This window comes from Candidatus Planktophila lacus, assembly GCF_002288325.1.
Classification (GTDB): domain Bacteria; phylum Actinomycetota; class Actinomycetes; order Nanopelagicales; family Nanopelagicaceae; genus Planktophila; species Planktophila lacus.
The window spans coordinates 605,050-630,497 of record NZ_CP016780.1 but is presented as its reverse complement, the minus strand read 5'-3'; the positions used below and the strand labels follow the sequence as shown (position 1 = coordinate 630,497).

Annotated in this window: 29 protein-coding genes; 5 read left to right on the top strand and 24 right to left on the bottom strand. The window is 48.7% G+C overall.

Features of this window, described 5'->3' with window-relative positions; all coding sequences use genetic code 11:
* From pheS to fabG, 7 genes are all read right to left on the bottom strand, one after another.
* Window positions 1-1,008 (bottom strand): phenylalanine--tRNA ligase subunit alpha, encoded by a 1,008-nt coding sequence (gene pheS / locus A1sIIB106_RS03165; protein ID WP_095671066.1) that lies wholly within the window; start codon window positions 1,006-1,008, stop codon window positions 1-3.
* 57 nt (window positions 1,009-1,065) lie between these two features.
* Complete coding sequence (locus A1sIIB106_RS03160; RefSeq protein ID WP_095671065.1) at window positions 1,066-1,845, bottom strand: TrmH family RNA methyltransferase; 780 nt, start codon at window positions 1,843-1,845, stop codon at window positions 1,066-1,068.
* An 8-nt stretch (window positions 1,846-1,853) separates the two neighbouring features.
* Window positions 1,854-2,213 (bottom strand): 50S ribosomal protein L20, encoded by a 360-nt coding sequence (gene rplT / locus A1sIIB106_RS03155; protein ID WP_095671064.1) that lies wholly within the window; start codon window positions 2,211-2,213, stop codon window positions 1,854-1,856.
* A 14-nt stretch (window positions 2,214-2,227) separates the two neighbouring features.
* Window positions 2,228-2,425, bottom strand: coding sequence for a 50S ribosomal protein L35 (gene rpmI / locus A1sIIB106_RS03150; protein ID WP_095671063.1), 198 nt, complete (start codon window positions 2,423-2,425; stop codon window positions 2,228-2,230).
* A 64-nt stretch (window positions 2,426-2,489) separates the two neighbouring features.
* Window positions 2,490-3,080, bottom strand: coding sequence for a translation initiation factor IF-3 (gene infC / locus A1sIIB106_RS03145; protein WP_095671062.1), 591 nt, complete (start codon window positions 3,078-3,080; stop codon window positions 2,490-2,492).
* A 262-nt stretch (window positions 3,081-3,342) separates the two neighbouring features.
* A complete protein-coding gene (fabI, locus tag A1sIIB106_RS03140) occupies window positions 3,343-4,110 on the bottom strand; it encodes an enoyl-ACP reductase FabI (protein WP_095671061.1) in 768 nt (255 codons plus the stop codon).
* On the bottom strand, window positions 4,111-4,827 hold the full coding sequence (fabG, locus tag A1sIIB106_RS03135; protein ID WP_095671060.1) for a 3-oxoacyl-ACP reductase FabG: 717 nt from the start codon (window positions 4,825-4,827) through the stop codon (window positions 4,111-4,113).
* A gap of 82 nt (window positions 4,828-4,909) precedes the next feature.
* On the opposite strand from fabG, the gene A1sIIB106_RS03130 reads away from it, so the two are divergent.
* Complete coding sequence (locus A1sIIB106_RS03130; protein ID WP_095671059.1) at window positions 4,910-5,203, top strand: DUF3099 domain-containing protein; 294 nt, start codon at window positions 4,910-4,912, stop codon at window positions 5,201-5,203.
* Window positions 5,204-5,242: 39 nt separating this feature from the next.
* Window positions 5,243-5,989, top strand: coding sequence for an SURF1 family protein (locus A1sIIB106_RS03125; RefSeq protein ID WP_095671058.1), 747 nt, complete (start codon window positions 5,243-5,245; stop codon window positions 5,987-5,989).
* On the opposite strand, the gene A1sIIB106_RS03120 is transcribed toward A1sIIB106_RS03125, so the two are convergent.
* Genes A1sIIB106_RS03120 through A1sIIB106_RS03080 form a run of 9 tightly spaced genes read right to left on the bottom strand, consistent with a single transcriptional unit; the run spans window position 5,930 to window position 14,197 of the window.
* Window positions 5,930-7,798 carry an ABC transporter ATP-binding protein gene (locus tag A1sIIB106_RS03120; RefSeq protein ID WP_095671057.1) on the bottom strand — a complete coding sequence of 623 codons (1,869 nt, stop codon included), beginning with the start codon at window positions 7,796-7,798 and terminating at the stop codon, window positions 5,930-5,932. The two genes, A1sIIB106_RS03125 and A1sIIB106_RS03120, sit on opposite strands and share 60 nt — an antisense overlap.
* Before the next feature lie 49 nt (window positions 7,799-7,847).
* Window positions 7,848-8,159: a metal-sulfur cluster assembly factor gene (locus A1sIIB106_RS03115; RefSeq protein WP_095671056.1), complete on the bottom strand. Its 312-nt coding sequence runs from the start codon at window positions 8,157-8,159 to the stop codon at window positions 7,848-7,850.
* A gap of 39 nt (window positions 8,160-8,198) precedes the next feature.
* Window positions 8,199-8,639 carry a Fe-S cluster assembly sulfur transfer protein SufU gene (sufU, locus tag A1sIIB106_RS03110; protein ID WP_095671055.1) on the bottom strand — a complete coding sequence of 147 codons (441 nt, stop codon included), beginning with the start codon at window positions 8,637-8,639 and terminating at the stop codon, window positions 8,199-8,201.
* A complete protein-coding gene (locus A1sIIB106_RS03105; RefSeq protein ID WP_095671054.1) occupies window positions 8,639-9,883 on the bottom strand; it encodes a cysteine desulfurase in 1,245 nt (414 codons plus the stop codon). Before A1sIIB106_RS03105 ends, sufU begins: the two co-directional genes overlap by 1 nt.
* A gap of 20 nt (window positions 9,884-9,903) precedes the next feature.
* A complete protein-coding gene (gene sufC, locus A1sIIB106_RS03100) occupies window positions 9,904-10,656 on the bottom strand; it encodes a Fe-S cluster assembly ATPase SufC (protein ID WP_095671053.1) in 753 nt (250 codons plus the stop codon).
* 12 nt (window positions 10,657-10,668) lie between these two features.
* The gene (locus A1sIIB106_RS03095; protein ID WP_095671052.1) at window positions 10,669-10,965 is read right to left on the bottom strand and encodes a non-heme iron oxygenase ferredoxin subunit; all 297 of its coding nucleotides are present in this window, start codon (window positions 10,963-10,965) and stop codon (window positions 10,669-10,671) included.
* A complete protein-coding gene (gene sufD, locus A1sIIB106_RS03090; protein WP_095671051.1) occupies window positions 10,966-12,057 on the bottom strand; it encodes a Fe-S cluster assembly protein SufD in 1,092 nt (363 codons plus the stop codon).
* On the bottom strand, window positions 12,057-13,466 hold the full coding sequence (gene sufB, locus A1sIIB106_RS03085; RefSeq protein ID WP_095671050.1) for a Fe-S cluster assembly protein SufB: 1,410 nt from the start codon (window positions 13,464-13,466) through the stop codon (window positions 12,057-12,059). Before sufB ends, sufD begins: the two co-directional genes overlap by 1 nt.
* The gene (locus A1sIIB106_RS03080) at window positions 13,463-14,197 is read right to left on the bottom strand and encodes a helix-turn-helix transcriptional regulator (RefSeq protein WP_223299428.1); all 735 of its coding nucleotides are present in this window, start codon (window positions 14,195-14,197) and stop codon (window positions 13,463-13,465) included. Before A1sIIB106_RS03080 ends, sufB begins: the two co-directional genes overlap by 4 nt.
* Before the next feature lie 90 nt (window positions 14,198-14,287).
* On the opposite strand from A1sIIB106_RS03080, the gene A1sIIB106_RS03075 reads away from it, so the two are divergent.
* From A1sIIB106_RS03075 to A1sIIB106_RS03065, 3 genes are read left to right on the top strand one after another with little or no spacing between them, the layout of a single operon-like run.
* Window positions 14,288-15,148, top strand: coding sequence for a COX15/CtaA family protein (locus tag A1sIIB106_RS03075; RefSeq protein ID WP_095671049.1), 861 nt, complete (start codon window positions 14,288-14,290; stop codon window positions 15,146-15,148).
* Window positions 15,149-15,180: 32 nt separating this feature from the next.
* Entirely contained in the window at window positions 15,181-17,229 is a 2,049-nt protein-coding gene (tkt, locus tag A1sIIB106_RS03070) for a transketolase (protein WP_095677310.1), read from the top strand.
* A gap of 6 nt (window positions 17,230-17,235) precedes the next feature.
* Window positions 17,236-18,771, top strand: coding sequence for a hypothetical protein (locus A1sIIB106_RS03065; RefSeq protein WP_095677309.1), 1,536 nt, complete (start codon window positions 17,236-17,238; stop codon window positions 18,769-18,771).
* A gap of 19 nt (window positions 18,772-18,790) precedes the next feature.
* Here the strand turns inward: A1sIIB106_RS03065 and A1sIIB106_RS03060 are convergent, their stop codons facing one another.
* From A1sIIB106_RS03060 to rapZ, 8 genes are all read right to left on the bottom strand, one after another.
* Window positions 18,791-19,129: an RNA polymerase-binding protein RbpA gene (locus tag A1sIIB106_RS03060; RefSeq protein WP_095671046.1), complete on the bottom strand. Its 339-nt coding sequence runs from the start codon at window positions 19,127-19,129 to the stop codon at window positions 18,791-18,793.
* A 3-nt stretch (window positions 19,130-19,132) separates the two neighbouring features.
* Window positions 19,133-19,363, bottom strand: coding sequence for a preprotein translocase subunit SecG (gene secG / locus A1sIIB106_RS03055; RefSeq protein ID WP_095671045.1), 231 nt, complete (start codon window positions 19,361-19,363; stop codon window positions 19,133-19,135).
* 64 nt (window positions 19,364-19,427) lie between these two features.
* Window positions 19,428-20,207, bottom strand: a complete 780-nt coding sequence (gene tpiA / locus A1sIIB106_RS03050) for a triose-phosphate isomerase (RefSeq protein ID WP_095671044.1) — start codon at window positions 20,205-20,207, stop codon at window positions 19,428-19,430.
* 50 nt (window positions 20,208-20,257) lie between these two features.
* Window positions 20,258-21,442, bottom strand: coding sequence for a phosphoglycerate kinase (locus A1sIIB106_RS03045; protein WP_095671043.1), 1,185 nt, complete (start codon window positions 21,440-21,442; stop codon window positions 20,258-20,260).
* Between the two features lie 16 nt (window positions 21,443-21,458).
* Entirely contained in the window at window positions 21,459-22,457 is a 999-nt protein-coding gene (gap, locus tag A1sIIB106_RS03040; RefSeq protein WP_095671042.1) for a type I glyceraldehyde-3-phosphate dehydrogenase, read from the bottom strand.
* Between the two features lie 143 nt (window positions 22,458-22,600).
* Window positions 22,601-23,578, bottom strand: coding sequence for a DNA-binding protein WhiA (gene whiA, locus A1sIIB106_RS03035; protein WP_095671041.1), 978 nt, complete (start codon window positions 23,576-23,578; stop codon window positions 22,601-22,603).
* 19 nt (window positions 23,579-23,597) lie between these two features.
* Window positions 23,598-24,551 carry a gluconeogenesis factor YvcK family protein gene (locus A1sIIB106_RS03030; protein WP_095671040.1) on the bottom strand — a complete coding sequence of 318 codons (954 nt, stop codon included), beginning with the start codon at window positions 24,549-24,551 and terminating at the stop codon, window positions 23,598-23,600.
* Window positions 24,548-25,417, bottom strand: coding sequence for an RNase adapter RapZ (gene rapZ / locus A1sIIB106_RS03025; protein ID WP_095671039.1), 870 nt, complete (start codon window positions 25,415-25,417; stop codon window positions 24,548-24,550). The genes A1sIIB106_RS03030 and rapZ overlap by 4 nt, the downstream gene beginning before the upstream one ends.
* Between the last annotated feature and the right edge of the window lie 31 nt (window positions 25,418-25,448).

The following is a 25,448-nucleotide window of genomic DNA, read 5'->3' as shown; positions in this document are numbered from 1 at the left end:
TTAGAGTCCTACTCCGAACTGACGCGTAAAGCGAAGATCGCCTTCGACTATGTCGTGCATATCGGTGACGTTGTGACGAACCATAAGTGTGCGTTCAAGCCCCATGCCGAATGCAAAACCGCTGTATACATCTGTATCGATGCCACAAGTCGCGAGAACTTTTGGATTTACCATGCCGCAACCGCCCCATTCGATCCAGCGACCGTTGAAGAAGATATCTACTTCTGCACTTGGCTCAGTAAATGGGAAGAAGGATGGACGTAAGCGAGTTGTAACATCGGGTCCAAACATCGCTTGGGCAAAATTATCGAGCGTTCCCTTTAGGTGAGCCATGGTGATGCCCTTATCAACTACCAAACCTTCGACTTGGTGGAATACCGGACTGTGTGTGGCATCTAGTTCGTCGGCGCGGAAAGTGCGACCAGGGCAGATCATGTAGATCGGAGGTTGATGTTCAAGCATGGAACGAATCTGCACTGGTGAGGTCTGGGTGCGAAGGACCATTCCAGAGTCAACTGGTTCAATGTAGAAAGTATCTTGCATGGTGCGCGCAGGATGATCTGCTGGAATATTTAAAGCATCAAAGTTTAACCATCCAGATTCAAGTTCGGGCCCTTCTTCAACGGAATAACCCTGTTCGATAAAGAAATCGCTGATCTCGTTTTTAATGATCGTAATTGGGTGAAGTCCTCCGCGATGTGCGCGATTTACCGGAAGAGTTATATCTACAACCTCTTCGAGAAGAACTTTCGAATCACGCTCTGCCTCTAACTTTTCGGTTGCTTTTTCAAGTGAAGCCGCGATCGCTGCCTTTGCCTCACCGATTAATTTGCCCGCACTAGCTTTTTCTTCTGGGGCGAGTGAACCTAAACCGCGACTAGCGAGTGAGATCGGAGCCTTATCGCCAAGATGGGCAAGGCGTGCGCTCTTTAAAGAATCGAGGTCGCCCGCAGCGGCGAAAGCCTTGGCGGCATCGCTAACCCATTTTTCGATTTCTGCGGGGCTCATAGCGAAATCTTATCCTGTGACCTTTCCAAGATGCGGGATATTTGAACTTCGATGCGATTAAAGAGCGGCGAGATGGAACATAACAATTGAGGCTGCCGCGGAAAGATTTAGGCTCTCGGCGTTGCCTTTCATTGGAATATTTACTGCAATAACATCGCCGCTAATCAAGGTATCAATGCCGCGCGCTTCATTTCCGAATATCGCTACACAATCTCCAACTTTTTCAAGTTCTAAAAGCGAAGTCTTTCCCTGCGCGGATAGCGCCAACTTGGTAATGGTTGGGAATTTCTCGGAGAGTGTTGAAAGAGTGATTCCCGAATAAAGCGGAATATGCCAGAGCGATCCCGCAGTTGCGCGAACTACCTTTGGCGAATACATATCGACGCTTCCGGGGGATGTGATCACCGCATCAATACCCATAGCGTCGGCACTGCGCAGAATTGTTCCAGCATTTCCTGGATCTTGAATTTCATGTAGATAAATAAATCTTGAACTACCGCTCAACTTTAGATCAGAAAATTCATTACGCCCGATTTCACAGACGCTAAGGATTCCTTGCGGTGTAATCGTTGAGGACATTGCAGCCATTACCGGCTCGCTAACCAAAATTGTTTCGACGCTTGATGTATCCAAACCGGCGGTATCGATGCGCGATTGGCCACTCTCAGTTAAAAAGAGAGTTTTAATCTTTGGACCAGACGCTGCTGCTAACGCTTCGCGGGCGCATTGCAGGCCTTCGGCGATAAATTCTCCATGCTCTCCGCGCTCTTTATTGCCGCGGGATGAAATAAGAGCCTTCACCCGCGCGATATGCGGCGAGTGAAGGCTCTCAATCATTTAAACAGTTAGGCGCTGACTAGGTTCTTGCGAGCTAGATCAACAAGTGTCTTAAATGTTGCTGGATCGTTTGTTGCGATGTCGGATAGAACGCGACGATCAACTTCAACGCCAGCAGCCTTTAGGCCTTGGATGAAACGGTTGTAAGTCATTCCGTTTTCGCGGGCTGCAGCGTTAATGCGCTGAATCCATAGCTGACGGAAATCACCCTTCTTATCTTTACGGTCGTTAAACGCGTAAACCATTGAGTGAGTGACTTGCTCTTTCGCCTTTGTGAAAAGACGGGAACGCTGACCGCGGTATCCGCTAGCGCGTTCAAGGGTTGTGCGACGCTTCTTAGCAGCGTGAACTCCACGTTTTACTCTCATTTAATTCACACTCCTTACTTAAGGCCAAGCATGCGCTTGGCTGTCATTGCGACGGTTGGCTTTGCTGCTTGTTCGGTACTCAAACGACGAGTTACGCGAGATGACTTACGCTCCAAAAGGTGGCGCTTGCCTGCACGCTCGTGCATGATCTTTCCTGAACCGGTTACGCGAAAAGTCTTCTTCGCGCCACTGTGGGTCTTCATCTTTGGCATTTATCTTCTCCTGTACTTCGTCGTCTTATAAAACTTGAAAAACTTTTGAAACTAGAAAAACTCTTTACTTCTCTTCTGCCGCCTCGAGCGCTGCCTTTTCCTTGGCTGCGCGCGCTGCCTTCTGCTCTGCAACCGCTTCAGTCTTCTTCTTTGTCGGCCCCAGCACCATCGTCATATTTCGACCCTCTTGCTTAGGGGCGAACTCAACAAAAGCAACTTCTGCAACATCTTCTGCAAGACGTTGTAGCAATTTGAAACCAAGCTCGGGGCGAGTTTGTTCGCGTCCGCGGAACTTCATCGTGATCTTTACCTTGTCGCCACCCTTTAAGAATTTCACGATTGCGTTACGTTTAGTTTCGTAATCGTGATTTTCAATCTTTGGTGTCAATCGCACTTCCTTCACCACAATGTGGGTCTGGTTCTGACGAGCTTCACGGGCCTTCTGGGCAATTTCGTACTTGTACTTGCCGAAGTCCATGATTTTGCATACAGGTGGATTTGCCTCTGGCGCGATCTCTACGAGATCTAAACCAATTTCATCTGCCATCTGTAGCGCTACTTCAATATCTACAACTCCAACTTGATCACCGGTGTGGCCGATGAGACGAATTTGAGGTGTGCGGATACGGTCATTGATGCGCGGTTCAGTTGTGATTTGTGCTCCTTAGTTGGTTACTACTTTTGAACGCTGTTCTCTTTTGAACTTCGTTCTGTCGATTTTGACTTTAGTAGCCGGGGTTTACCGCAGAAATCGCGCACCGCTAAGGAAAGAAAAACGCGCCTGGAAGGCGGCTTACTTTCGACAAACCAGCCAGCTCCTCTAGTTACATTTAGTACTAGTTCTAGGGCCGAGAAGGTGGGAGCGGTGAGCTCCTCTTGCAGTAGCCAAAGCCACTGGTCTGAGCCGTACTTTACCTTTAAGCGCCCATCGCGTGCAAACCGCCGTCTACATGCACGATTTCGCCCGTTGTCTTCGGGAACCAGTCAGATAACAGGGCCACAACAGCCTGGGCGGCAGGCACTGGATCGGTTACATCCCATTCCAGTGGGGAGCGTTCATTCCAGACCTTTTCAAATTCATCAAAGCCCGGAATTGATTTTGCCGCCATGGTGCGAATTGGACCTGCTGCAACCAAGTTAACACGAATATTTTCTGCGCCTAAGTCGCGGGCCAGGTAACGAGATGTCGATTCAAGCGCTGCCTTTGCAACGCCCATCCAGTCGTACTTTGGCCAAGCAACAGTGGCATCGAAATCAAGGCCTACAACAGATCCCCCACCGTTAAACAGTGGGCGCGCAGCCATCGTTAAAGATTTAAGCGAATATGCAGAAACATGAACTGCGGTTGCTACATCTTCCCAAGCAGTGTTTAGGAAATTTCCACCGAGCGCTGCTTCGGGGGCAAAACCAATTGAGTGAACAACGCCATCAAGGTGTGGGAGATGTTCTTTAACTCGACCGGAAAGAGCATCGAGATGTTCTTGATTTGTAACATCGAGTTCGATGACTGGAGCTGGTTGTGGCAAGCGACCTGAAATACGAGTAGTCAAACTCATTACGCGACCGTAAGAAGAGAGCAGTACGTTGGCGCCTTGTTCCTGCGCAATCTTGGCAATATGGAAAGCGATCGAGCCATCTGTTAATACGCCAGTTACAAGAATATTTTTACCTTGAAGAATTCCCATTTAATGTCCCATTCCTAATCCGCCATCTACTGGAATCAAAGCACCCGTGATGTAACCACTTGCAGGTGATGCCACAAAGCTAACTACTTTTGCGATCTCATCTGCAGAGCAGAAACGACCGAGCGGCACAGAAGCAGCGATTTCGGATCTGCGTTTTTCATCGAGGGCTGCCGTCATATCAGTTTCGACAAATCCTGGAGCGATCACATTTGCGGTAATACCGCGGGAACCAAGTTCGCGAGCAAAAGAACGAGCCATTCCGAGTAGACCCGATTTACTTGCCGAGTAGTTAACCTGGCCAGCAGCTCCGACTCCCCCGACAACAGATCCAATAAATATAAGTCGTCCGCGTTTTAACTTAAGCAGACCCTTGGTCGCTCGTCTTGCAACGCGAAAGGCGCCAGTTAAATTGGCGTTGATAACGCTCTCAAAATCTTCATCTGACATTCGCATGACTAGACCATCTTTGGTGATGCCGGCATTAGCCACGATGATTTCAGGCAAACCCCATTGCGATTCAATTTCAGCGAAGGCGGCATCAACGCTTTCAGAGGAAGTCACATCCATCTGCACTGCGCTAAATCCAGTAGGTGCGCTACCGCTGCGATAGGTAACAACTACATGATGGCCATCTGCTTTAAGTGATTGCGCGATCGCTAATCCAATACCGCGATTTCCGCCGGTGACCAGAGCGATTGCTTTTGATTCCTCGGACATATGACAAAACTTACCCTGCTACTTACGCGTAACTTGCCGTTTTCGGCGGGCGCGCCACGGTTAGGCGCCTTACTCTTAGGTCATGGCGATCAGACGCAAGTCAGCAAGTAAGGCTCCTGCGGTTTATGACATCACCGCCGCTCCTGCATCACTGACTCGTGATCAAGCAGGGCGTCAACGTCGCTACTTCTATTCAATGATGATCCGTACCTTTTGCTTCATTCTGACGGTGATTCTGCCTAGTCCTTATCGCTGGTTTGCACTCCTAGGCGCAGTAACGCTTCCATATTTTGCAGTAGTCATCGCAAATGCTGGTCGTGAGTCTTTTGCGCCGGGCTCTGGCTTGGTTTCAGATAAAGCGAAATCCCTAGAGTAAATAATCTTTCTAGAATTATCGATTGGCTAGACTCAATACATGTCTAGTGAGCGCTCTTCAGAGAAGGAATCTAATACTTTTCTAAAGCATCTTCTCGCGCTATTACTAATCTTGGGATGTCTTTGGGCTAGTCAGTGGCAGTTTCAGCGCGGTATAGATCGCCAAGATCGTAACCAAGGTATTGAGGCGCAGTTAACTCTTAATCCAGTCGAATTGAATGATATAAAAGATAATTTTGTGAAGTACGAATGGCGCACAGTTACAGTAGAAGGTTCCTTCGATTCAACCAATCAAATTCTGCTTAAGAATCGATACTTTGAAGGCGTCTATGGCTATGAGGTACTAACTAGATTTACCGCAAGCGATGGCCGATCTTTCTGGGTTGATCGTGGATGGGTAAAAGCTGGCAAGGATGCAGCTACCGCACCAGTTGTCTCTACTGCCCCGACCGGTGCAGTTTCTCTAACTGCGCGGTTTCGTTTGGATAGATCACTTCCACAAGGCGCTTTCTTCGCACTTCCTGCAAGTGGCGCGGGAATGATCTCAAAGTTAAATGCTCAATCAGATTCGACATCCGAAGGTTTCTACTTAGATTTACTGAGCGGTTCCCAACCATCACTGACTCCAGCTGTGCCTGCGCAAGTGCCTGAGTTAAGCGATGGGCCACATATTGCTTACTCGCTGCAATGGATCTTCTTCGCCGGGCTAATTATCTACGGCAGAATCTTAATTAGGCGTGGTCAAATCTTGACGAGCAAAGAGCTCGGAATAGAGCCCACCAGTTAGCACTAGCTCCTCATGTTTTCCGCGTTCGACGATGGATCCATTTTCAAGAACGATTATCTGATCTGCGCCCATGACGGTGCTCAAGCGATGCGCAATCACAATACTGGTGCGTCCATATAACGCTTGCGCTAGCGCCTTTTGAACTAACTCTTCATTTTCAGAATCAAGGTGAGCGGTTGCTTCATCGAGAATTACGATGCTTGGAGATTTCAACAGTAACCGCGCAATTGCCAAACGTTGCTTTTCGCCGCCAGATAAACGGTGGCCGCGTTCTCCAACCATTGTCTCCAAACCGTTTGGAAGTGTTGAGACTAGATCCCAAATCTGCGCTGCTTCACAAGCGACCTTCATCTCATCGAGTGTGGCATCGCTCTTTGCATATCTTAGATTTTCGGTAATTGTTGCGTGGAAAAGATGTGAATCTTGCATAACAACACCAATAGATCCGCGAAGTGAATTAAGGGTGAAGTTACGGATATCTTCACCATCAATCGAAATACAGCCACCTGTAACATCGTAAAGTCTCGGAAGTAGCGCGCTGATAGTTGTCTTTCCTGCACCCGACGGACCAACGAGCGCTGTTACCGTTCCAGGTTTTACTTCAAATGAGATTCCTTTGAGAATCTCTTCAGAGTCCTTTACCTCAGGTAGAAAAGCGGCTTCAAGGGAGGCAAGAGAGATCTCTTGCGCTTTCGGATAGGTAAAGCGCACTTCATTAAAAGTAATTGCAGGCGTCTTACTTTCCAACTTCTTCGGTGCTGATATCTCTTTGACCATAGGTTCTAGATCAAGGACTTCAAAGACTCGCTCAAAAGAGACAAGTGCGCCCATAACATCCACGCGCACTGTGGCCAGAGCAACCAGTGGACCGTAAAGACGGGCAAGCAAAGTGGTTATTGCAATCAAACTTCCAACAGTTATCGAACCATCAATCGCTAGATGTCCGCCGATGCCATAAGCAATTGCAGTGGCAAGAGCAGCGATACTTATCAACGCAATGAAGAAGAAGGTGTTGAGCATCGCCATTGAGATACCGATATCGGCGACTTTACGTGCTTTGGTCTTAAACTCTTTTGATTCCTGATTTAGATCACCATAAAGCTTTACCAAGAGCGCCCCAGATACGTTGAAACGTTCGGTCATCGTCGATGACATTTGGGCATTTACTTCAAATGAATCTCGGGTGTAACCCTGCAGGCGTGAACCGATCCACTTTGTTGGAGCTAAGAAAATTGGCAGCAGGAGAAGCGAGGCTACGGTGATCTGCCAACTAAGCGCCAACATAGTTCCAACTACCAAGACCAGGGTCAGAACATTGCTGATGATTCCGGAGAATGTGGATGTAAATGCGCGTTGGGCTCCAATAACATCGGAGTTAATTCGGGAAATTAACGCACCAGTCTGAGTGCGCGTAAAGAATGCGATCGACTGCTCTTGAACATGGCGAAAGACTTGAGAGCGAAGATCATAGATAAGACCTTCGCCAATCTTTGCTGAAATCCAACGTACAACGATATTTACCAGAGCGCTAGCGATAGCAAGGAGCGCAACCGCTACCGCCATAGTTGTGACGACTGAGCGATCTTTAGGAATTACTCCGTTATCGATAAGTTCGCGAAGCAGAAGCGGGGTGGCCACGGTTAGAACTGCGTCGGCAATTAAACAGATTAGAAAGAGCGCAAAGACCGATTTATATGGGATCGCATAGGCAAATATTCGCTTTAACGTGCCGGGCTTTAACTTGGCGTTTTTTACAGATTGATCAGAACTTAACGTGCGAAGCGCCATCCAGCCAGCATGCATTGACATAAAGAGCTTCCGATCAAATAAATTGCTAGATCGCTAACGCTAATTTAGGTTAGACGGTAAAACCAAGCGCACGTAGTTGTTCGCGCCCATCATCTGAAATCTTATCTGGACCCCAAGGTGGCATCCATACCCAGTTGATCTTTACATCCGAAGTATGAGGTGCGAGTGCTTGACGAGTTTGATCTTCGATTACATCCTGCAATGGACAAGCCGCAGATGTCAGAGTCATATTTAGTACGGCGATATTGTTATCGTCGACCATTACATCGTAGATAAGGCCAAGATCAACAACATTGATTCCGAGCTCGGGATCGACGACATCCTTCATCGCCTCTGTTACATCATCAACTGTTGCAGCCATTATTTTCTCCGTTTTGTAGATTGCTCTGGTTAGATCTTACTAGCCCTTGGATTGGGCTTGAACGCTGGCATCTTTAAATGCCATCCAGCCCAACAGGGCACATTTGATTCGTGCGGGATATTTAGAAACGCCAGCAAAGGCGACTGCATCTTCCAGGAGATCTTCATCTCCAGTCACCGCACCTTTACTCTGCATTAGGGCGACAAACTCATCAAATATTCGGTAAGCATCTGAAATGCTCTTACCGATTAACAGGTCTGTGAGAACCGAGACGCTGGCTTGAGAGATCGAACAACCAACGCCATCCCAAGTGATTGCGGATACTTCGCCGTTCTTGATCGTTACATTTAAATCAATTTCATCGCCACAAGAAGGGTTTACGTGGTGAACCTGTGCGTCGTAAGTCGCTGATAGCTTCTTGTTCTGCGGGTTCTTATAGTGATCAAGGATCACTTCCTGATAAAGGTTATCGAGTTGCATTAGCCGAAGTATTTCTGCGCAGCAAGGATCGATTCACAAAGTTGATCGATATCTTCGGTGGTGTTGTAGAGATAGAAACTTGCACGGGTTGTAGCGGCAACGCCCATCTTGCGAGTTAGTGGCCAGGCGCAGTGATGTCCCGTGCGAACTGCGATTCCCGCATCATCTAAAAATTGTCCTAAGTCATGCGGATGAATTTCACCGAGTGTGAAGGAAACCGCTCCCCCACGCATATCCGTATTTAGAGGGCCGAGAATACGAAGTGAATCAATACCGGACATTGCATCTAGCGCATATTTAGTGAGTTCGATTTCATGTTTATGGATCGCACCCATTCCGATCTTTGTTAAGTACTTGAGTGCGACCCCAAAGCCAACAATCTGCGCCATATTTGGAACGCCTGGTTCAAATTTACGAGGTGCTGGTGCCCAAGTTGCTTCAGTCATAGTCACTGACTCGATCATCGATCCGCCAAATAGGAATGGCGGAAGTTCTTCGAGTAAATTCGCTCTTCCCCAGAGAACTCCAACTCCAGTTGGTCCAACTGCTTTATGGCCAGAGAAGGCTAAGAAATCGATATCTAGATCTGCCACGTTAACTGGCATATGCGGCACTGATTGACAAGCATCAAGGATGCAAACGGCGCCTACATCGTGGGTGCGCTTTACCAGATCATCCAATGGAACAATAGTTCCGAGAACATTTGATTGGTGAGTTAGCGCAACGATCTTGGTCTTCGTCGTAATAATAGAATCGATATTTGAGAGATCTAAGCGCCCCTCAGGAGTTACCTCAAACCATTTAAGAATCGCACCTGTGCGCGCTGCTAGTTGTTGCCAAGGAATCAAATTGGCGTGATGTTCCATCTCGGAAACCACTATCTCATCGCCAGCCTTTAGGTGAAACTTATTCCCGGTTGGCGCAGAACCGATCGCATAGGCCAATAGATTAAGCGCCTCTGTAGAACTTTTAGTGAAGACAATCTCATCTTCTTTGCCGCCCAAGAAATCAGCGACAACTTTACGCGCAGATTCAATTCCGTCAGTCGCTTCCTCTGCCAATTGATGAGCGCCACGATGAGCTGCAGCGTTATGTAAACGATAGAAATCGCTTTCCGCATCGATAACGATGTTCGGCTTCTGGCTTGTCGCACCGCTATCTAGATAGACCAGGCGCTTTCCATCGCGGATCTTGCGATCAAAGATCGGAAAATCCGCACGGATTACGACTGCATCAAATGACATGTATATAAGTAATTGCGAAACTACGCAGTTACGTACTCCGCATATCCATTGGCTTCGAGCTTATCTGCAAGTTCTGGCCCACCTTGTTCAACGATCTTGCCGTTGGCGAAGACGTGTACGAAATCTGGCTTGATGTAGCGCAGGATTCGGGTGTAGTGAGTGATCAGAACAACCCCAAGATTGTTATTTGTCTTTGCACGATTTACACCTTCAGAGACTATGCGAAGGGCATCAACATCTAGGCCTGAATCAGTCTCATCGAGAATCGCCATCTTTGGCTTGAGTAGTTCAAGCTGCATGATTTCGTGGCGCTTCTTCTCACCACCAGAGAAACCTTCGTTGACATTGCGTTGTGCAAATGATGGATCCATGCTCAAAGCTTCCATCGCGCTTTTAACTTCGCCTACCCAAGTACGTAACTTAGGCGCTTCACCGCGAAGAGCAGTTGCTGCGGTGCGTAGGAAGTTAGAAACAGATACGCCCGGAACCTCAACTGGATATTGCATAGCAAGGAACAGACCAGCCTTGGCGCGCTCATCAACAGTCATCTCAAGAACATCTACGCCATCTAGCGTGACAGTTCCGCTAGTAATTGTGTACTTGGGATGTCCGGCAATTGAGTAGGCAAGAGTTGATTTTCCAGAGCCATTAGGGCCCATGATTGCGTGGGTTTCGCCGGATTTGATAGTCAGGTCTACGCCTTTGAGAATTTCTACAGCACCGTTCTCGGTATCTACAGAGACTTTAAGTCCACGAATTTCTAGAGTGCTCATCAATTATCCTCGCTACGCATCTACCGTGACGGAGTCTCCGTCAACGCTTACTGAATAAGTCTTTAGTGCTGCAACTGCTGGCGGAGTTAACGCTTCGCCTGTACGAAGATCAAACTCTGCGCCGTGAAGCCAGCATTCGATCTTGAAATCTGTAATGTCACCTTCTGATAGAGAAGCATCTGAGTGCGAGCAAGTGTCATCTACGGCGAAGACTTCATCGCCAACACGAGCAACGCAGATAGCGCGACCATCTTTTTCGATCTTGACCGGCTTACCCGAAGTTAACTCGCTAAGTTTTAGATCGCTCATCTACGAACCAGCCTTTGCAAGTTCGCCATCGATACGATCCATAAGACGATCTTGAATCTCTTCCACGCCAATCTCAGAGACGATTTCATTGAAGAAACCGCGAACCACTAAGCGACGAGCATCTGCTGCATTAATGCCACGTGACATCAAGTAGAAGAGTTGTTCGTCGTCGAAGCGACCAGTTGTACTGGCATGTCCTGCGCCTACGATCTCCCCAGTTTCAATCTCCAAGTTAGGAACTGAATCTGCGCGCGCTCCATCGGAGAGCAAGAGATTGCGGTTTAGCTCGTAAGTATCTGTGCCTTCGGCTGCAGCTCGGATAAAGACATCACCAATCCAGACGGTATGGGCTCCATCTCCTGCAAGTGCGCCCTTGTAGTTAACGCGTGATTTGGCATTTGGGACTTTGTGATCGACAAACATACGGTGTTCGAAGAACTGTCCGGAAGTTGCAAAGTAAACGCCTAATAGCTCACAGGATGCGCCAGGTGCAATGAAATCAACTGTTGGAAGTAAGCGAACAAGTGATCCACCTACGGTTACAACGATTGACTTAAAAGTTGCATCGCGATCGACGATTGCATGGTGGCGGCCGGCGTGAATTGTCTTTCCATCCCACTCTTGCAAAGTCACCAACGTTAAGTTCGCGCCCGGTGCGACTGAGATTTCCATATCTTCTGCAAGGTGCGTATCACCAGAGTTCTCGATGATCACAGTTGCTTTGGCATGGTTTTCGATTCGGATCTGAACTCGAGAGAGTTCAGCGGAATCTGTAGCGCCAGAGCTGCGATTTAAGAAGATCGGCGCTGCAACTTCTGTGTTTGCCTTGATGGTTAGAACGGCGACATCTGCTGCGTTTTCGCGGATACGGCCAACAATTGCGTCATCGCTTTCAGTTAACGGAGCGGCTAACTCGCGTGAGATTCTTTCGAAGCTGACGCCTTCTGCGGCCACGCCCTTAAGCGAAAGCGATCGGCGATCTGCAATTACTGCAGTGCCATCATGAAGACCACCTAAACGCTTTAACGGAGTAAAGCGCCAGGCCTCTTCTCGCCCAGTAGGCGTTAAGTAGTTAGTGGTGAGCGTTGTCATTAACCGACAGCACCTTCCATCTGAAGTTCAATTAGTCGGTTTAACTCAAGTGCATACTCCATTGGAAGTTCGCGTGCAATTGGTTCGATAAAGCCACGAACGATCATCGCCATAGCCTCATCTTCAGTAAGTCCACGTGACATTAGGTAGAAGAGTTGATCATCACTGATCTTAGAAACTGTTGCTTCGTGTCCCATTGAAACATCGTCTTCGCGGATATCGACATATGGGTATGTGTCAGAACGTGAAATTGTGTCAACCAAGAGCGCATCGCACTTTACGGTGCTCTTTGAGTGATGTGCGCCTTCTTGAACCTGTACGAGACCACGGTAGGAAGTACGACCGCCGCCACGTGCAACAGATTTAGAGATTACGGATGAAGATGTGTAAGGAGCTGCGTGCACCATCTTTGCACCAGAATCTTGATGTTGTCCGGCGCCCGCAAATGCAAGGGAGAGTGTTTCACCCTTGGCATGAGGACCCATCAACATAACTGCTGGGTACTTCATGGTTACCTTAGAGCCGATATTTCCATCGACCCATTCCATCGTTGCACCTTCAGCGCAGGTAGCCCGCTTGGTTACGAGGTTGTAAACGTTGTTAGACCAGTTTTGAATCGTGGTGTAACGAACGCGTGCACCCTTCTTTACGATGATTTCTACGACTGCTGAGTGAAGTGAATCTGATTTGTAGATTGGCGCTGTGCAGCCTTCTACATAGTGGATATATGAATCTTCATCGGCAATGATCAAGGTGCGCTCGAACTGACCCATGTTTTCGGTGTTGATTCGGAAATATGCCTGCAATGGAATTTCGACGTGTACGCCCTTTGGTACGTAGATGAATGAACCACCAGACCATACAGAAGTGTTCAGTGCTGCAAACTTATTGTCGCCAACTGGAATTACTGAACCGAAATACTCTTTGAAGAGTTCTGGGTGCTGCTTTAGCCCGCTATCGGTATCAAGGAAGATCACGCCTTGTGCTTCTAGATCTTCACGGATTGAGTGATAAACAACTTCTGATTCGTACTGCGCTGCAACGCCAGAGACCAAGCGTTGCTTTTCTGCTTCTGGGATACCTAAACGATCGTAAGTGTTTTTGATTTCTTCAGGAAGATCATCCCAAGTTGCAGCCTGCTTCTCGGTTGAGCGAACGAAGTATTTGATGGTGTCGAAGAAGATTCCAGAAAGGTCTGATCCCCATGATGGCATCGGCTTCTTCTCAAACAGTGACAAGCCCTTAAGGCGTAGATCTAGCATCCATTGTGGTTCGTCTTTCTTGGAAGAGATATCGCGAACGACATCTTCGTTAATGCCACGTTTTGAGTTTGCGCCAGCATCGTTGCCATCTGACCAACCGTATTCGTAGTTTCCAAGACCTTCGAGCTCTGGATGTGCTGTTGTCATTTTTGCGCCTTTCCGGCTTTTGCTTGAGTGTTTATCTTTGGAACTTGCTTTGGAACTTGCTTTATAACTTGCTTACCAAGTTGAGGTATATATGTAGTGCAAACACCATCGCCGTGGGCGATCGTGGCTAAACGTTGTACGTGAGTTCCGAGCAGATTTGAAAGCGCCTCTGTCTCGGCTTCACATAGCTGGGGAAACTCTGCGGCGACGTGTGCAATCGGGCAATGGTGCTGACAAAGTTCTTCACCTGTCCCACGTGGACCGACGCTTGCGGCATAACCTTGTTCGGTTAGGAACTCAGCAAGTGATGCGACTTTGTCATCGCTCTTTGAAATAGAAGAACTGGCTTTGCGAACCATGTCATCGGCGCGTGATTGCGCAAATGCGCTAACGAGATGTTCTCCAGATTGTGCAGACATAAATTTAAGAGCGGCTACCGCTAGATCGTCGTAAGAATGTTCGAACTTCTCGCGCCCGTTATCGGTCATCACGAAAACTTTGGATGGTCGACCACGCCCGCGCGATGGTGCAACTCGTGGATCGCGCGCTTCGAGAATTCCATCTGCGACAAGCAGGTCTAAGTGGCGGCGAATTCCAGCTGGCGTAAGACCTAAGCGCTCGCCCAAGGCAACAGCGGTAGATGGTCCATTTTCAAGGATTGAGCGGGCGACGGCATCGCGGGTACGCGGATCATCTCCCACGATGGCGCTCGGACGTTCCTTGATTTTCACAACACTATTGTGTCTTAATTCATGCCATCTCGCCACTTCTACGGCGTGACTTTGACCGCCTCTTTCCTCGCGCGGTCTTAGGCTAAGGCTATGAAGCTGCGCAGATTCCTCTACGGCGCGCTACTAACTTTGCAAGCTGGATTGGTCTTGACCGGTGGCGCAGTGCGAATTACGGGATCAGGCCTGGGCTGCCCAACTTGGCCAGAATGCACACCTGGTTCATATACGCCGGTTCCTCATCAAGCAGAAGGTCAGTTACATGCTTGGATCGAGTTTGGAAATCGTTTATTAACCTTTGCGCTCGTTGCAGTTTCATTAGCAATTCTGATTCATGTTCTCAATAAACGTCGTCGCGATCTGCGCTCGCTAGCTATCGGACAACTTCTTGGAATTCTCGGTCAAGGCGTACTTGGGGGAATAACTGTTCTCACTGATTTGCATCCGCTACCAGTGGCTGGCCATCTTTTGCTATCGATAATTTTGATCGCTGGCGCGGCATCGCTTTACTCGAGACGAGAGTATTCAGCCCGCCCGCGCACAGATCTAGATAAGTTAACAAAGCGAATCTCACTCTTACATATCGGATTAACTTTCGTGGTCATTATTCTCGGCACCATCGTGACTGGCTCTGGCCCACATGCTGGAGATGAGAAAGCGCAACGTTTTGGATTCGATATTCGCGTCGTTGCGTGGCTGCATGCCGATGCGGTCATTGCGCTGCTTGGTTTAACCGCGGCTTTCTTCATTCTGGTTCGAAGCGATAAAGAGCTAGTTCGGAGAATTGGTGTTTTCACAGCGATCGCCCTCGCCCAGGGCGCGATTGGTTATATCCAATACTTCACTGGGATACCTGAAATACTTGTAGCTGCTCATCTTCTTGGAGCAACCCTAGTTTGGATCGCAGCGTGGCGAATCCGCATTACCGTTACAAAGACTTTGGTAATTCAATAGGTCAATCAGTAGATGAAAAATACAAATAAAGGATGGCTATGAAGAACTGGACTGAATTAGATGATCGCGCTGTGGTCATTGCCCGTGCACTCGCTATGGATTCAGTTCAAAAGGCTGGTCATGGACATCCCGGTACCGCGATGTCACTTGCACCAGTTGCCTACAACCTATTTCAAAACCATTTGACCCATGATCCTGCTGACCCAAATTGGTTGGGGCGCGATCGCTTTGTTCTTTCTTGCGGCCATTCTTCACTCACTCTTTACATTCAACTTTACTTCAGCGGCTACGGCGTTGAGTTAAATGATCTGAAATCATTTAGAACTTGGAACTCACTTACACCGGGCCACCCTGAATACGGTCACACCGCTGGCGTTGAAATGACGACCGGACCGTTAGGTGCAGGTGTAGCAACTGCGGTCGGAATGGCGATGGCTGCCCGTTATGAGCGCGGTTTACTAGATCCAGATGCTCCTGCCGGAAAGTCGATCTTCGATCACAATATTTGGGTTATCTGTTCCGATGGTGATTTACAAGAAGGTGTAAGCGGTGAAGCATCATCCCTTGCCGGTACACAACAACTTGGCAACTTGAAGATGATCTACGACGACAACCGCATCTCGATTGAAGGCGATACCCATGTTGCCTTTACCGAAGATGTCTCTGCTCGTTATCGCGCTTATGGTTGGAGCGTAATTGAAGTCGCGACTAAATCTGATGGAGATGTTGATTTTTTAGCTTTGGATGCGGCAATGATCGCCGCTGAGAAAGAAACTCTAAAGCCAACTTTGATTCGCATGAACTCTGTCATTGCTTGGCCCGCACCTAAGGCTAGAAACACCGCCGAGTCACATGGTTCAGCGTTAGGGGCAGAAGAAATCGCCGCGACAAAAGTGCTTCTCGGGTTAAATCCGGAAGAAAGTTTTGCTGCACCAGCAGATGTGATCGCACATGTTCGCAAAATTAAAGAACGTGGCGCAGCGTTACGCGCTGATTGGGATAAGAATTTTGCAACTTGGAAATCGGCTCACCCCGATCGTGCTGCACTGCTTGAGCGCCTGGTATCTAAAGGACTTCCTGCGGGTTGGGATAAAGATCTTCCGATCTTCGCACCAGGAAAAGATGTAGCAACTCGTAAAGCATCCGGTGATGTGATCGCCGCTATCGCAAAGGTACTTCCAGAATTTTGGGGCGGTTCAGCAGATCTAGCGGGAAGTAATAACACCGTGATCAGCAGCGCTGGTTCATTTCTCCCCGCATCCAGTGCGATGGCGAATGCAAATCCATACGGTCGCATGATCCACTTTGGTATTCGCGAACATGCGATGGGTTCAATTCTTAACGGCGTTGCATTACATGGTTTATCGCGTTGTTTCGGTGGAACCTTTGCCGTCTTTAGCGATTACATGCGACCAGCAGTTCGCTTGGCAGCGATCATGGATATTGCATCTATCTTTATCTGGAGCCACGACTCAATTGGTCTTGGCGAAGATGGTCCAACGCATCAACCGGTTGAACATTTGGCTTCGCTCCGCGCGATTCCGAACTTTGATGTAGTTCGCCCAGGCGATGCCAACGAAGTTCGCGAAGCGTGGAAGGTGATTTTGCAACGCCGTAAGCCTGCAGGCTTATTGCTCTCTCGCCAGAACTTACCGGTTGTTGATCGCTCGACACATGGTGATGTCGCACTTGTTGCAAAGGGCGCCTACATTTTGAAGGAAGCTTCCGCTTCTGCAGACATAGTTCTTATCGCAACTGGTTCTGAAGTCGGTGTCGCACTTGCCACGCAAGATCTTCTTGAGGGTCAAGGAGTTTCTACTCGCGTAGTAAGCGCTCCTTGCCTGGAATGGTTTAAAGAGACCGATTCTGCATATCAAGGCCAAGTGATTCCTAAAACCGCCAAGTTGCGCGTAAGTATCGAAGCCGGAATCGCTCAAGGTTGGCGCGATTACATCGGTGATTCAGGCATCTCTATATCGCTAGAACACTTTGGGGCTTCGGCATCTGCTGGGAAGCTCTTTACCGAATTTGGATTCGGTCCAGATGTAATTGCCGCAAAAATCCAGAGCGCTCTGAAATAAAGAACGATGATCAAATTAAGCGGACCATCTCTCAGCAAAGTTGATCGCAACGATGCGAAGTATCAAACACTGGTTAAGGCTCATCCTCGTATCGCTGCTAAAGATGCAAATACCTGGGGCCAGGCGGCAAGTGCCGAAGCTGCGATCCGTTTAAATTGGGTTGATCTAGATCAGAGTTCACGTGATTTACTGCCGGCGCTAGATGCTCTCGCCGCTAAATTCCGCGATAAAACAGATCTAGTTCTCTGCGGAATGGGTGGCTCTTCGCTTGCCCCAGAAGTCATCGCACAGACTTATAAGAAGAGCGTCTTTATCCTGGATTCGACTGATCCAGATTATCTCCACCGCGCGCTACAAGGCGATGCGAGCAAGTTGCTGGTGCTGGTTGCTTCAAAATCAGGATCTACTATCGAAACATCTTCGCAGCGCGCATTCTTCGAAAAGTATTTAAGTGATGCGGGGTTGAATCCCACTGAACATATGGTCTTTGTAACTGATCCTGGATCACCGCTAGATCAAGATGTCCGTAAAGCCGGATTCACAGTTATCAACGCTGACCCTCACGTTGGTGGTCGCTTTAGCGCGCTCACCGCCTTTGGTTTAACACCTGCGACGTTGATGGGCGTTGATGCATCTGTTCTACTTGATCAAGCAAGTGATTGTCGTGAGCTCATGAAAACCAATCCCGAAGTAGTTCTAGATGTCGCTTATTTGCTACTAACTCAAGCCGAGCAATTCTTAGGTTTCACAGATAGCGGTTCAAAGTTTCCTGGACTTTCTGACTGGATCGAACAGTTAATCGCGGAATCAACAGGCAAGGAAGAGCAAGGGCGCCTGCCGATTGCAACAGAAGGTTTCAAGGAAGCTGCCATGGGCGGTGCATTCTCTGTCGCCTTTGCACCTGGTGCAGATCTAACAGTCGAAGCAGAACTTGGTGAGCATTTCTTATTCTGGGAATGGGTAACTGCTCTACTGGGTGCAGCGCTCGAAATCGATCCCTTCAATCAACCCAATGTTACCGAGGCAAAGGAAGCAACTTCTGCGGTACTTGCGGAATGGAATAACTCACTTCCAGTGATTACCACCGCCAACAGCGAAGATGGCGTTGAGATCTTCGGCGATGGAAACACCTTAGTTGCAGCGTTAAAGAATCTAATTGCGAATACCGACGCTGACGGTTACATAGCGATCACCGCTTATTTAGATCGCGCAGGAGATAGCAAGTTGACTGAACTTCGTGCGGTTCTCTCCGAGAAATCTGGACGTCCAGTTAGCTTTGGTTGGGGTCCGCGTTTCTTGCACTCCACCGGACAATTCCATAAGGGCGGACAACAGAATGGTTCGTTCTTACAGATAACTGGCGAGACAGTAAATAACTATCCGGTTCCAGGACGCGCCTTTGATTTCCGTACTTTGCTCATGGCGCAAGCCCTCGGTGATAACCGCGCTCTTGCGACAAGAAAATACCCGCTGCTTCGTCTGCATTGCACAGAACGTAGCGCGGGTATCGACCAGATCTTGAGAGCCGCTAAAGCTCTCTAAAAACTTTTACTACTTTTATTTAATCGTCATCTCCACGAAGTTTACGGAGCGCTTCTTCAAGAATCTTTGCGCCTTCAACATCTGTGCGACGCTCTTTTACGTAAGCTAAATGCGTCTTGTAAGGAATATTTACAACTGCCTTTGGCGGATTGTTGCGATCGCGTCCGGCAGGAAGACCGCATTTAGGGCAGTCCCATTCGGCAGGAATTACTACAGTCTCTTCTACTGCGAAGGATGGGCGAACTTCATGGCCATTGCCACACCAGTATGAAACTGTGGCACGCTCGATCTGATCTCCGCGTTCAGCCTCGCCCATTGGGCCGGCGCCGACACGGCTTCCGCGAATTGCACTTGCCATGGATTAACCCTTCAAAACAAGACTGAGTGCGACAACGCCGCCGAACCAGATTCCGCCAACAACGATTGTGATGCGATCGAGGTTACGTTCTACAACAGATGAACCGCCATAGTTTGATGACATTCCGCCGCCGAATAGATCGGAGAGGCCTGAACCTTTTCCTTTGTGAAGGAGAACGAGCAGGATCATCAAGATGCTTGTAATAACAAGCAAGATAGATAGAGCTAGAGCCACGGTGTAAAACTCCTCAAGTTGTGGATGGAGATAGAGCGTAAGGATACTAGATCGAAGTGCGAGATTAGGCGCCTTCCACCGAGTAGAACTTGGCGATCTTGGCCAATTCCTCAGGATCCAGGCTCGCTCCCCCGATTAGGGCGCCATCGACATCGACCTGCTTCATGATTTCGACAACGTTAGATGATTTAACAGATCCGCCGTAGAGGATGCGCATATTTGCGGCGATCTCGGGTGAGCCGATACTTTGAATCTCTTCTCGGATCGCAGCGCATACTTCTTGCGCATCTTCAGGGGTTGCAGTCTTTCCGGTGCCGATCGCCCAAACTGGTTCGTAGGCGATAACAATCTTCTTAAGTTCTGGCTTAGTAAATCCTTCAAGACCGGCACGGACTTGGCGAATTACGTGAGATACATGTGCGCCAGATTCGCGGATGGAAAGTTCTTCACCTACGCAGAAGATTGGAGTTAGCTCGTTTGCGAGTGCTGCTTTGATCTTGCGGTTGATAAGCGCGTCATCTTCGTGATGGATTGCGCGGCGCTCTGAGTGGCCGATGACGGCAAAGGTGCAGCCGAGCTTTGCCAGCATTGATCCAGAAATATCTCCGGTAAATGCTCCACTGCTTTCTGGTGATATATCTTGCGCACCGTATAGCAAGCGAAGTCGGTCACCATCAACCATTGTTTGAATCGAACGAATATCGGTAAATGGGGGGATGATCGCGATATCAACTGCGTCATAATCTTTATCAGAGAGTGAGTAGACAAGCTTCTGTGCAACCGCGATCGCCTCAAGGTGATTGAGGTTCATCTTCCAGTTACCTGCCATAAGTGGCTTACGCATTCTTTACTCCTTCTAACTTAGATTGTGATGAAAAATTACAGACCAATTACTTATAGACCTAGAGCAGTTAGACCTGGAAGTTCTTTGCCTTCTAGGTATTCAAGCGATGCGCCACCGCCGGTAGAAATATATCCGAAGGCTGAATCTGCGAAACCAAGAGCGCGTACCGCAGCGGCAGAGTCTCCACCACCGACTACAGAGATGCCAGAAACCTCAGTAAGCGCCTGTGCCACAACCTTGGTACCGCTAGCAAATGCTGGAAATTCGAATACGCCCATCGGCCCGTTCCAGAAAAGAGTTTTACAAGAACGAATCGCTGTAGCAAAGGCTGCCGCTGAATCTGGACCAATATCGAGACCCATCTGATCTGCGGGAATTGCATCGGCGCTAACCAAAGTTGCAGGTGCATCAAATGCAAAGGCTGGTGCTACCAAGATATCTGTTGGAAGTACCAACTTCACACCAGAATCAGCAGCTTGCTTGATCAAACCCTTAACAGTTTCAATGAGGTCTGTTTCAACGAGAGATGTTCCGATCTCTTTTCCTTGTGCAGCCAAGAATGTAAAGACCATTCCGCCACCGATCGCCATGACATCTACCTTGCCGAGCAAGTTAGAGATAACACCAATCTTGTCTGAAACCTTTGCTCCCCCAAGTACAACGCCATATGGACGTTCTGGGTTTTGGGTTAACTTCTTGAGAACTTCAACTTCTGCGGCCACAAGCGTGCCAGCAACGTGTGGCAACAACTTAGGAAGATCGAAAACAGATGCATGTTTGCGGTGAACCGCGCCGAAACCATCGCCAACGTATGCATCAGCAAGTGCTGCTAACTCTTTGGCAAGAACTTGGCGCTCAGCCTCATCCTTAGAAGTTTCAGCAGCGGAGAAGCGAATATTTTCCAGCAACAAGATCTCGCCTGCCTTGAGCGCTGCTGCCTTAGAAGTTACATCGCTTCCAGTGACAGCTCCAGCAAATTGCACTGGTGCGCCAAGTAATTCAGATAAACGCTTTGCAACAGGTGCTAGTGAAAGTTCTGGTTTGGCCTCACCTTTCGGGCGACCGAGGTGCGCTGCGATAACGATGCTGGCACCGTTTGCGATGAGAGTTTTGATAGTCGGCAGCGAGGCGCGGATGCGTCCATCATCTGTGATCTCGCCGTTTTTCAACGGAACATTGAGATCGCAGCGAAGGAATACTCGCTTGCCGGCTACATCAAAGTTTTGAAGCGACATTAATTACAGGTAATGGTCAGATAGATTTGCCGACGAGGCCGACAAGATCAACTAGGCGGTTTGAGTAACCCCATTCGTTGTCATACCAACCGACGACCTTAACTTGGTTTCCGATTACCTTGGTTAGGCCAGAATCGAAGATACAAGATGAAGGATCGGTGACGATATCTGAAGAGACGATCGGATCTTCGGTGTAGGTAAGGAAACCCTTAAGTGCCCCAGTTGAAGCAGCCTTCATTGCAGCGTTGATCTCTGCCGCAGTTGCTTCCTTAGCAAGTTCAACTGTTAGATCTGTTGCTGAACCTGTTGGGACTGGAACGCGCATTGCGTAACCATCAAGCTTGCCCTTTAGCTCTGGCATGACCAAAGAGATCGCCTTTGCTGCACCCGTTGAGGTTGGGATCATATTTGTCGCTGCTGCACGTGAGCGGCGAAGATCTTTATGTGGGAAATCAAGGATTACCTGATCGTTTGTGTAGGCGTGAATTGTTGTCATCAAGCCTTTAACGATGCCCCAGTTATCCTGCAAAACCTTGGCCATTGGAGCAAGGCAGTTGGTTGTACATGAAGCATTTGAAATAACGTTGTGGTTTGCTGGGTCGTACTTGTCGTGGTTTACGCCCATAACGATTGTGATGTCTTCATCTGTTGCTGGTGCAGAGATGATTACCTTCTTGGCACCTGCGGTGATGTGCTTCTTAGCATCGGCTGCCTTTGTGAAGTGGCCGGTAGATTCGATGACGATATCTGCCTTAACTGAAGCCCATGGAAGATTTGCTGGATCGCGATCTGCGAAAACTTTGATTGTCTTGCCGCCAACGGTGATTGTGTCTTCGGTGTGGCTTACTTCAAGTCCTAGGCGACCCAAGATTGAGTCGTACTTTAGGAGGTGGGCCAAAGTAGCGTTATCGGTTAGGTCGTTGATACCTACGATATTGATATTTGGGTTGGTTAGTGCTGCGCGGAAGAAGTTACGACCGATACGTCCAAATCCATTAATTCCAACATTAATCACGTGAAAACCTCGCTCTAGAAAGTGTCAGGACCCGCTGGGTACTCATTAAAAGTTACGCCAATTGGGTGTACGGCAATAAAACTGCCACATCATTGGGGTCGTGGCTAACCTTACCAGCCGCGTGGAGTTACTTCTGCGTAGGACTAGTTGAGCAAGTCAGGCGATAAGCCCGCTTCAGTATCTGGAATACCGAGTTCAGAGGCGCGTTTATCGGCCATTGCGAGGAGTCGTCGGATACGTCCTGCGATCGCATCCTTGGTCATTGGTGGAGAGGCCAGCGATCCGAGTTCTTCAAGACTTGCCTGTCCGTGGCTGATGCGAAGTTCGCCGGCCTCTTTTAGATGATCAGGGATTTGTGGGCCGAGAATTTCCATAGCTCGTTGCACGCGAGCTGCTGCTGCAACTGCAGCGCGTGCTGAGCGACGCAGATTGGCATCATCAAAGTTTGCTAAACGATTTGCGGTTGCCCGAACTTCGCGGCGCATGCGACGTTCTTCCCAGGCAAGAACACTTTCATGTGCGCCAAGGCGAGTAAGAAGAACTCCAATGGCATCGCCATCGCGAATAACAACGCGATCGACGCCGCGAACTTCGCGCGCCTTTGCGGTAATTCCTAAACGACGAGCTGCTCCAACGAGCGCCAACGCTGCTTCTGGACCTGGACAAGTAATTTCAAGTGAAGATGAACGACCGGGTTCAGTGAGGGAACCGTGTGCAATAAAAGCACCTCGCCAAGCAGCCTCGGCATCGCAGATATTGGCAGCGACAACTTGTGGTGGCAGACCACGAACTGGGCGACCGTTGCTATCGATCAAACCTGTTTGGCGAGCTAGTGCATCACCGGCTTCAATAACGCGCACCACATAACGAGAACCTTTGCGCAATCCACTGGATGAGAGAACTGCGAGATCGCTATCGTGGCCGTAGATATCGGCGATATCTTTCTTGAGGCGACGTGCGCTCTGTGAAGTATCGAGTTCTACTTCGATTACAACTTTGCCAGCTGCAATATGAAGGCCACCAGCAAAACGCAGAAGTGAAGATACTTCGGCTTTGCGGCAGCAAGGTTTGGTTACTGAAAGACGGCTTAGCTCGTCTTTAACTGCTGCGGTCATTGCCATGGGCATATCCAAGCAGGGATTAGCCCGCTATGTGTGCGAAAAGTGAAGTTAATTTCTTTGGATCATGATGGACCAAGGAGCGTTGGTCACGCAGGTCGGCTATCAATAACTCTCCACCTGTACTTGAAAGATGGCGCTGTAGCTGATCCGATCCAGCGACAACGCTTTGATCTGCCACGATTAAATCAAAGCGCAGATCGGGAGCATAGGTGTGCAATATCTCTATATGTTCTGTAGCGGTATATCCGGCGTACTCCCCCGAATTTATGACTGGTCCATTTTCAGTTGCTGAATCCAAGTTAAGAATCAGAATCTTCTTCGCTTTCGCTGCAACTAACGCATCGCGTTGTTGGGGAACCATCAGATGTGGCAGAACGCTGGAGAACCAAGATCCTGGGCCCATAACAATCCAATCTGCTGCATCAATTGCAGCAAGAGATTCTGGACGGGCGGTTGGATTTTTAGGGAGCAGGCGCAGACTTTCTAGGCGGCCTTTAGCAGTAGCAACTTCTACTTGCCCTTTAACAATAAAGCGACCTGTTGAATTAGTGAAAGTTGCTTCAATATCAAGTGGTTCTACAGACATCGGTAATACACGACCGATAACTTTCAATAGCGATCCAACTCGATCTAGCCCTGCAACTGGATCTTCACCCTTATTCCAAAGCGCTGCAAGCAGTAAATTTCCAACGGCGTGGCCATCAAGTACGCCATCACTTTCAAATCTATATTGCATGATCTCAGCCCAACTCCGGCCCCATTCATCATCTGCGCAGAGCGCCGCTAGTGCCATTCTTAAATCACCAGGAGGATAAATCGAAAACTCTTCGCGCAAGCGACCACTTGAGCCACCGTTATCAGCCACCGTGACAATCGCAGTTAAATCACTTGTTATTTGGCGAAGTGCGGAAAGAGTTGCCGCCAGACCATGGCCTCCCCCAAGTGCAACTACTCGCGGTTTACTGCCACTCATTCACGACCTACATCACGATGTGTCGCGTGTGCTGAAATTTCTATCTCTGATTTCTCTGAAGAGAGTTGTTTGGCTATTTCCTCAGAGATCGCCACGCTGCGATGTTTTCCACCGGTACAACCAATTGCGATGGTCACGTACTTCTTACCTTCGCGAAGGTAACCCGGCATCATCTGGCGAATAACTCCAACATAACTCTTTACAAATTCCGATACGCCCTCGCTGGTCAAAACTTTATTTGAAACTTCTTTAGTAAGACCTGTGAGCGGGCGCAGCTCCGGGATCCAATGTGGATTTGGAATAAAGCGGCAATCTAAAACTAAATCTGAGTCGACCGGAATTCCATATTTGTATCCGAAGGAGAGCACATTGATGCGGATCGCATCCAACATTCCTGCTGAAAAGATTTCGCCGATCCGTTTTTCTAACTGGTGCACATTTAAATTAGAAGTATCGATCACGACATCGGCACCAGAACGAAGTTCCTCTAACTTGGTGCGTTCGCGTTCGATTCCATCAACAATCCGGTCTTTTGCTTGCAAAGGGTGGGGTCTACGTGTTGATTCAAAGCGCTGCACCAGAGATTGATCTGTAGCGTCTAGAAAGAGTAAACGATAAGAGATACCCGAGTCTTTTAACTTTTGGAGTGAGTTGCTAAGCGCGTCAAAGAACTTACCTCCACGCACATCTACAACAACTGCTAGGGATGCGATATCTGAACTCTTTGTTTGTACAGCTAATTCAGGCAGCAAGGCAGGTGGCAAGTTATCAACTACATACCAACCGAGATCTTCTAAGGCGTGGGCAACGGTTGAACGACCTGCACCTGACATTCCCGTTACAACAAGGAGTTCCTTCGTTGACATGGCTTTATTCTCCCTTGCGGCGCTCTCTTTG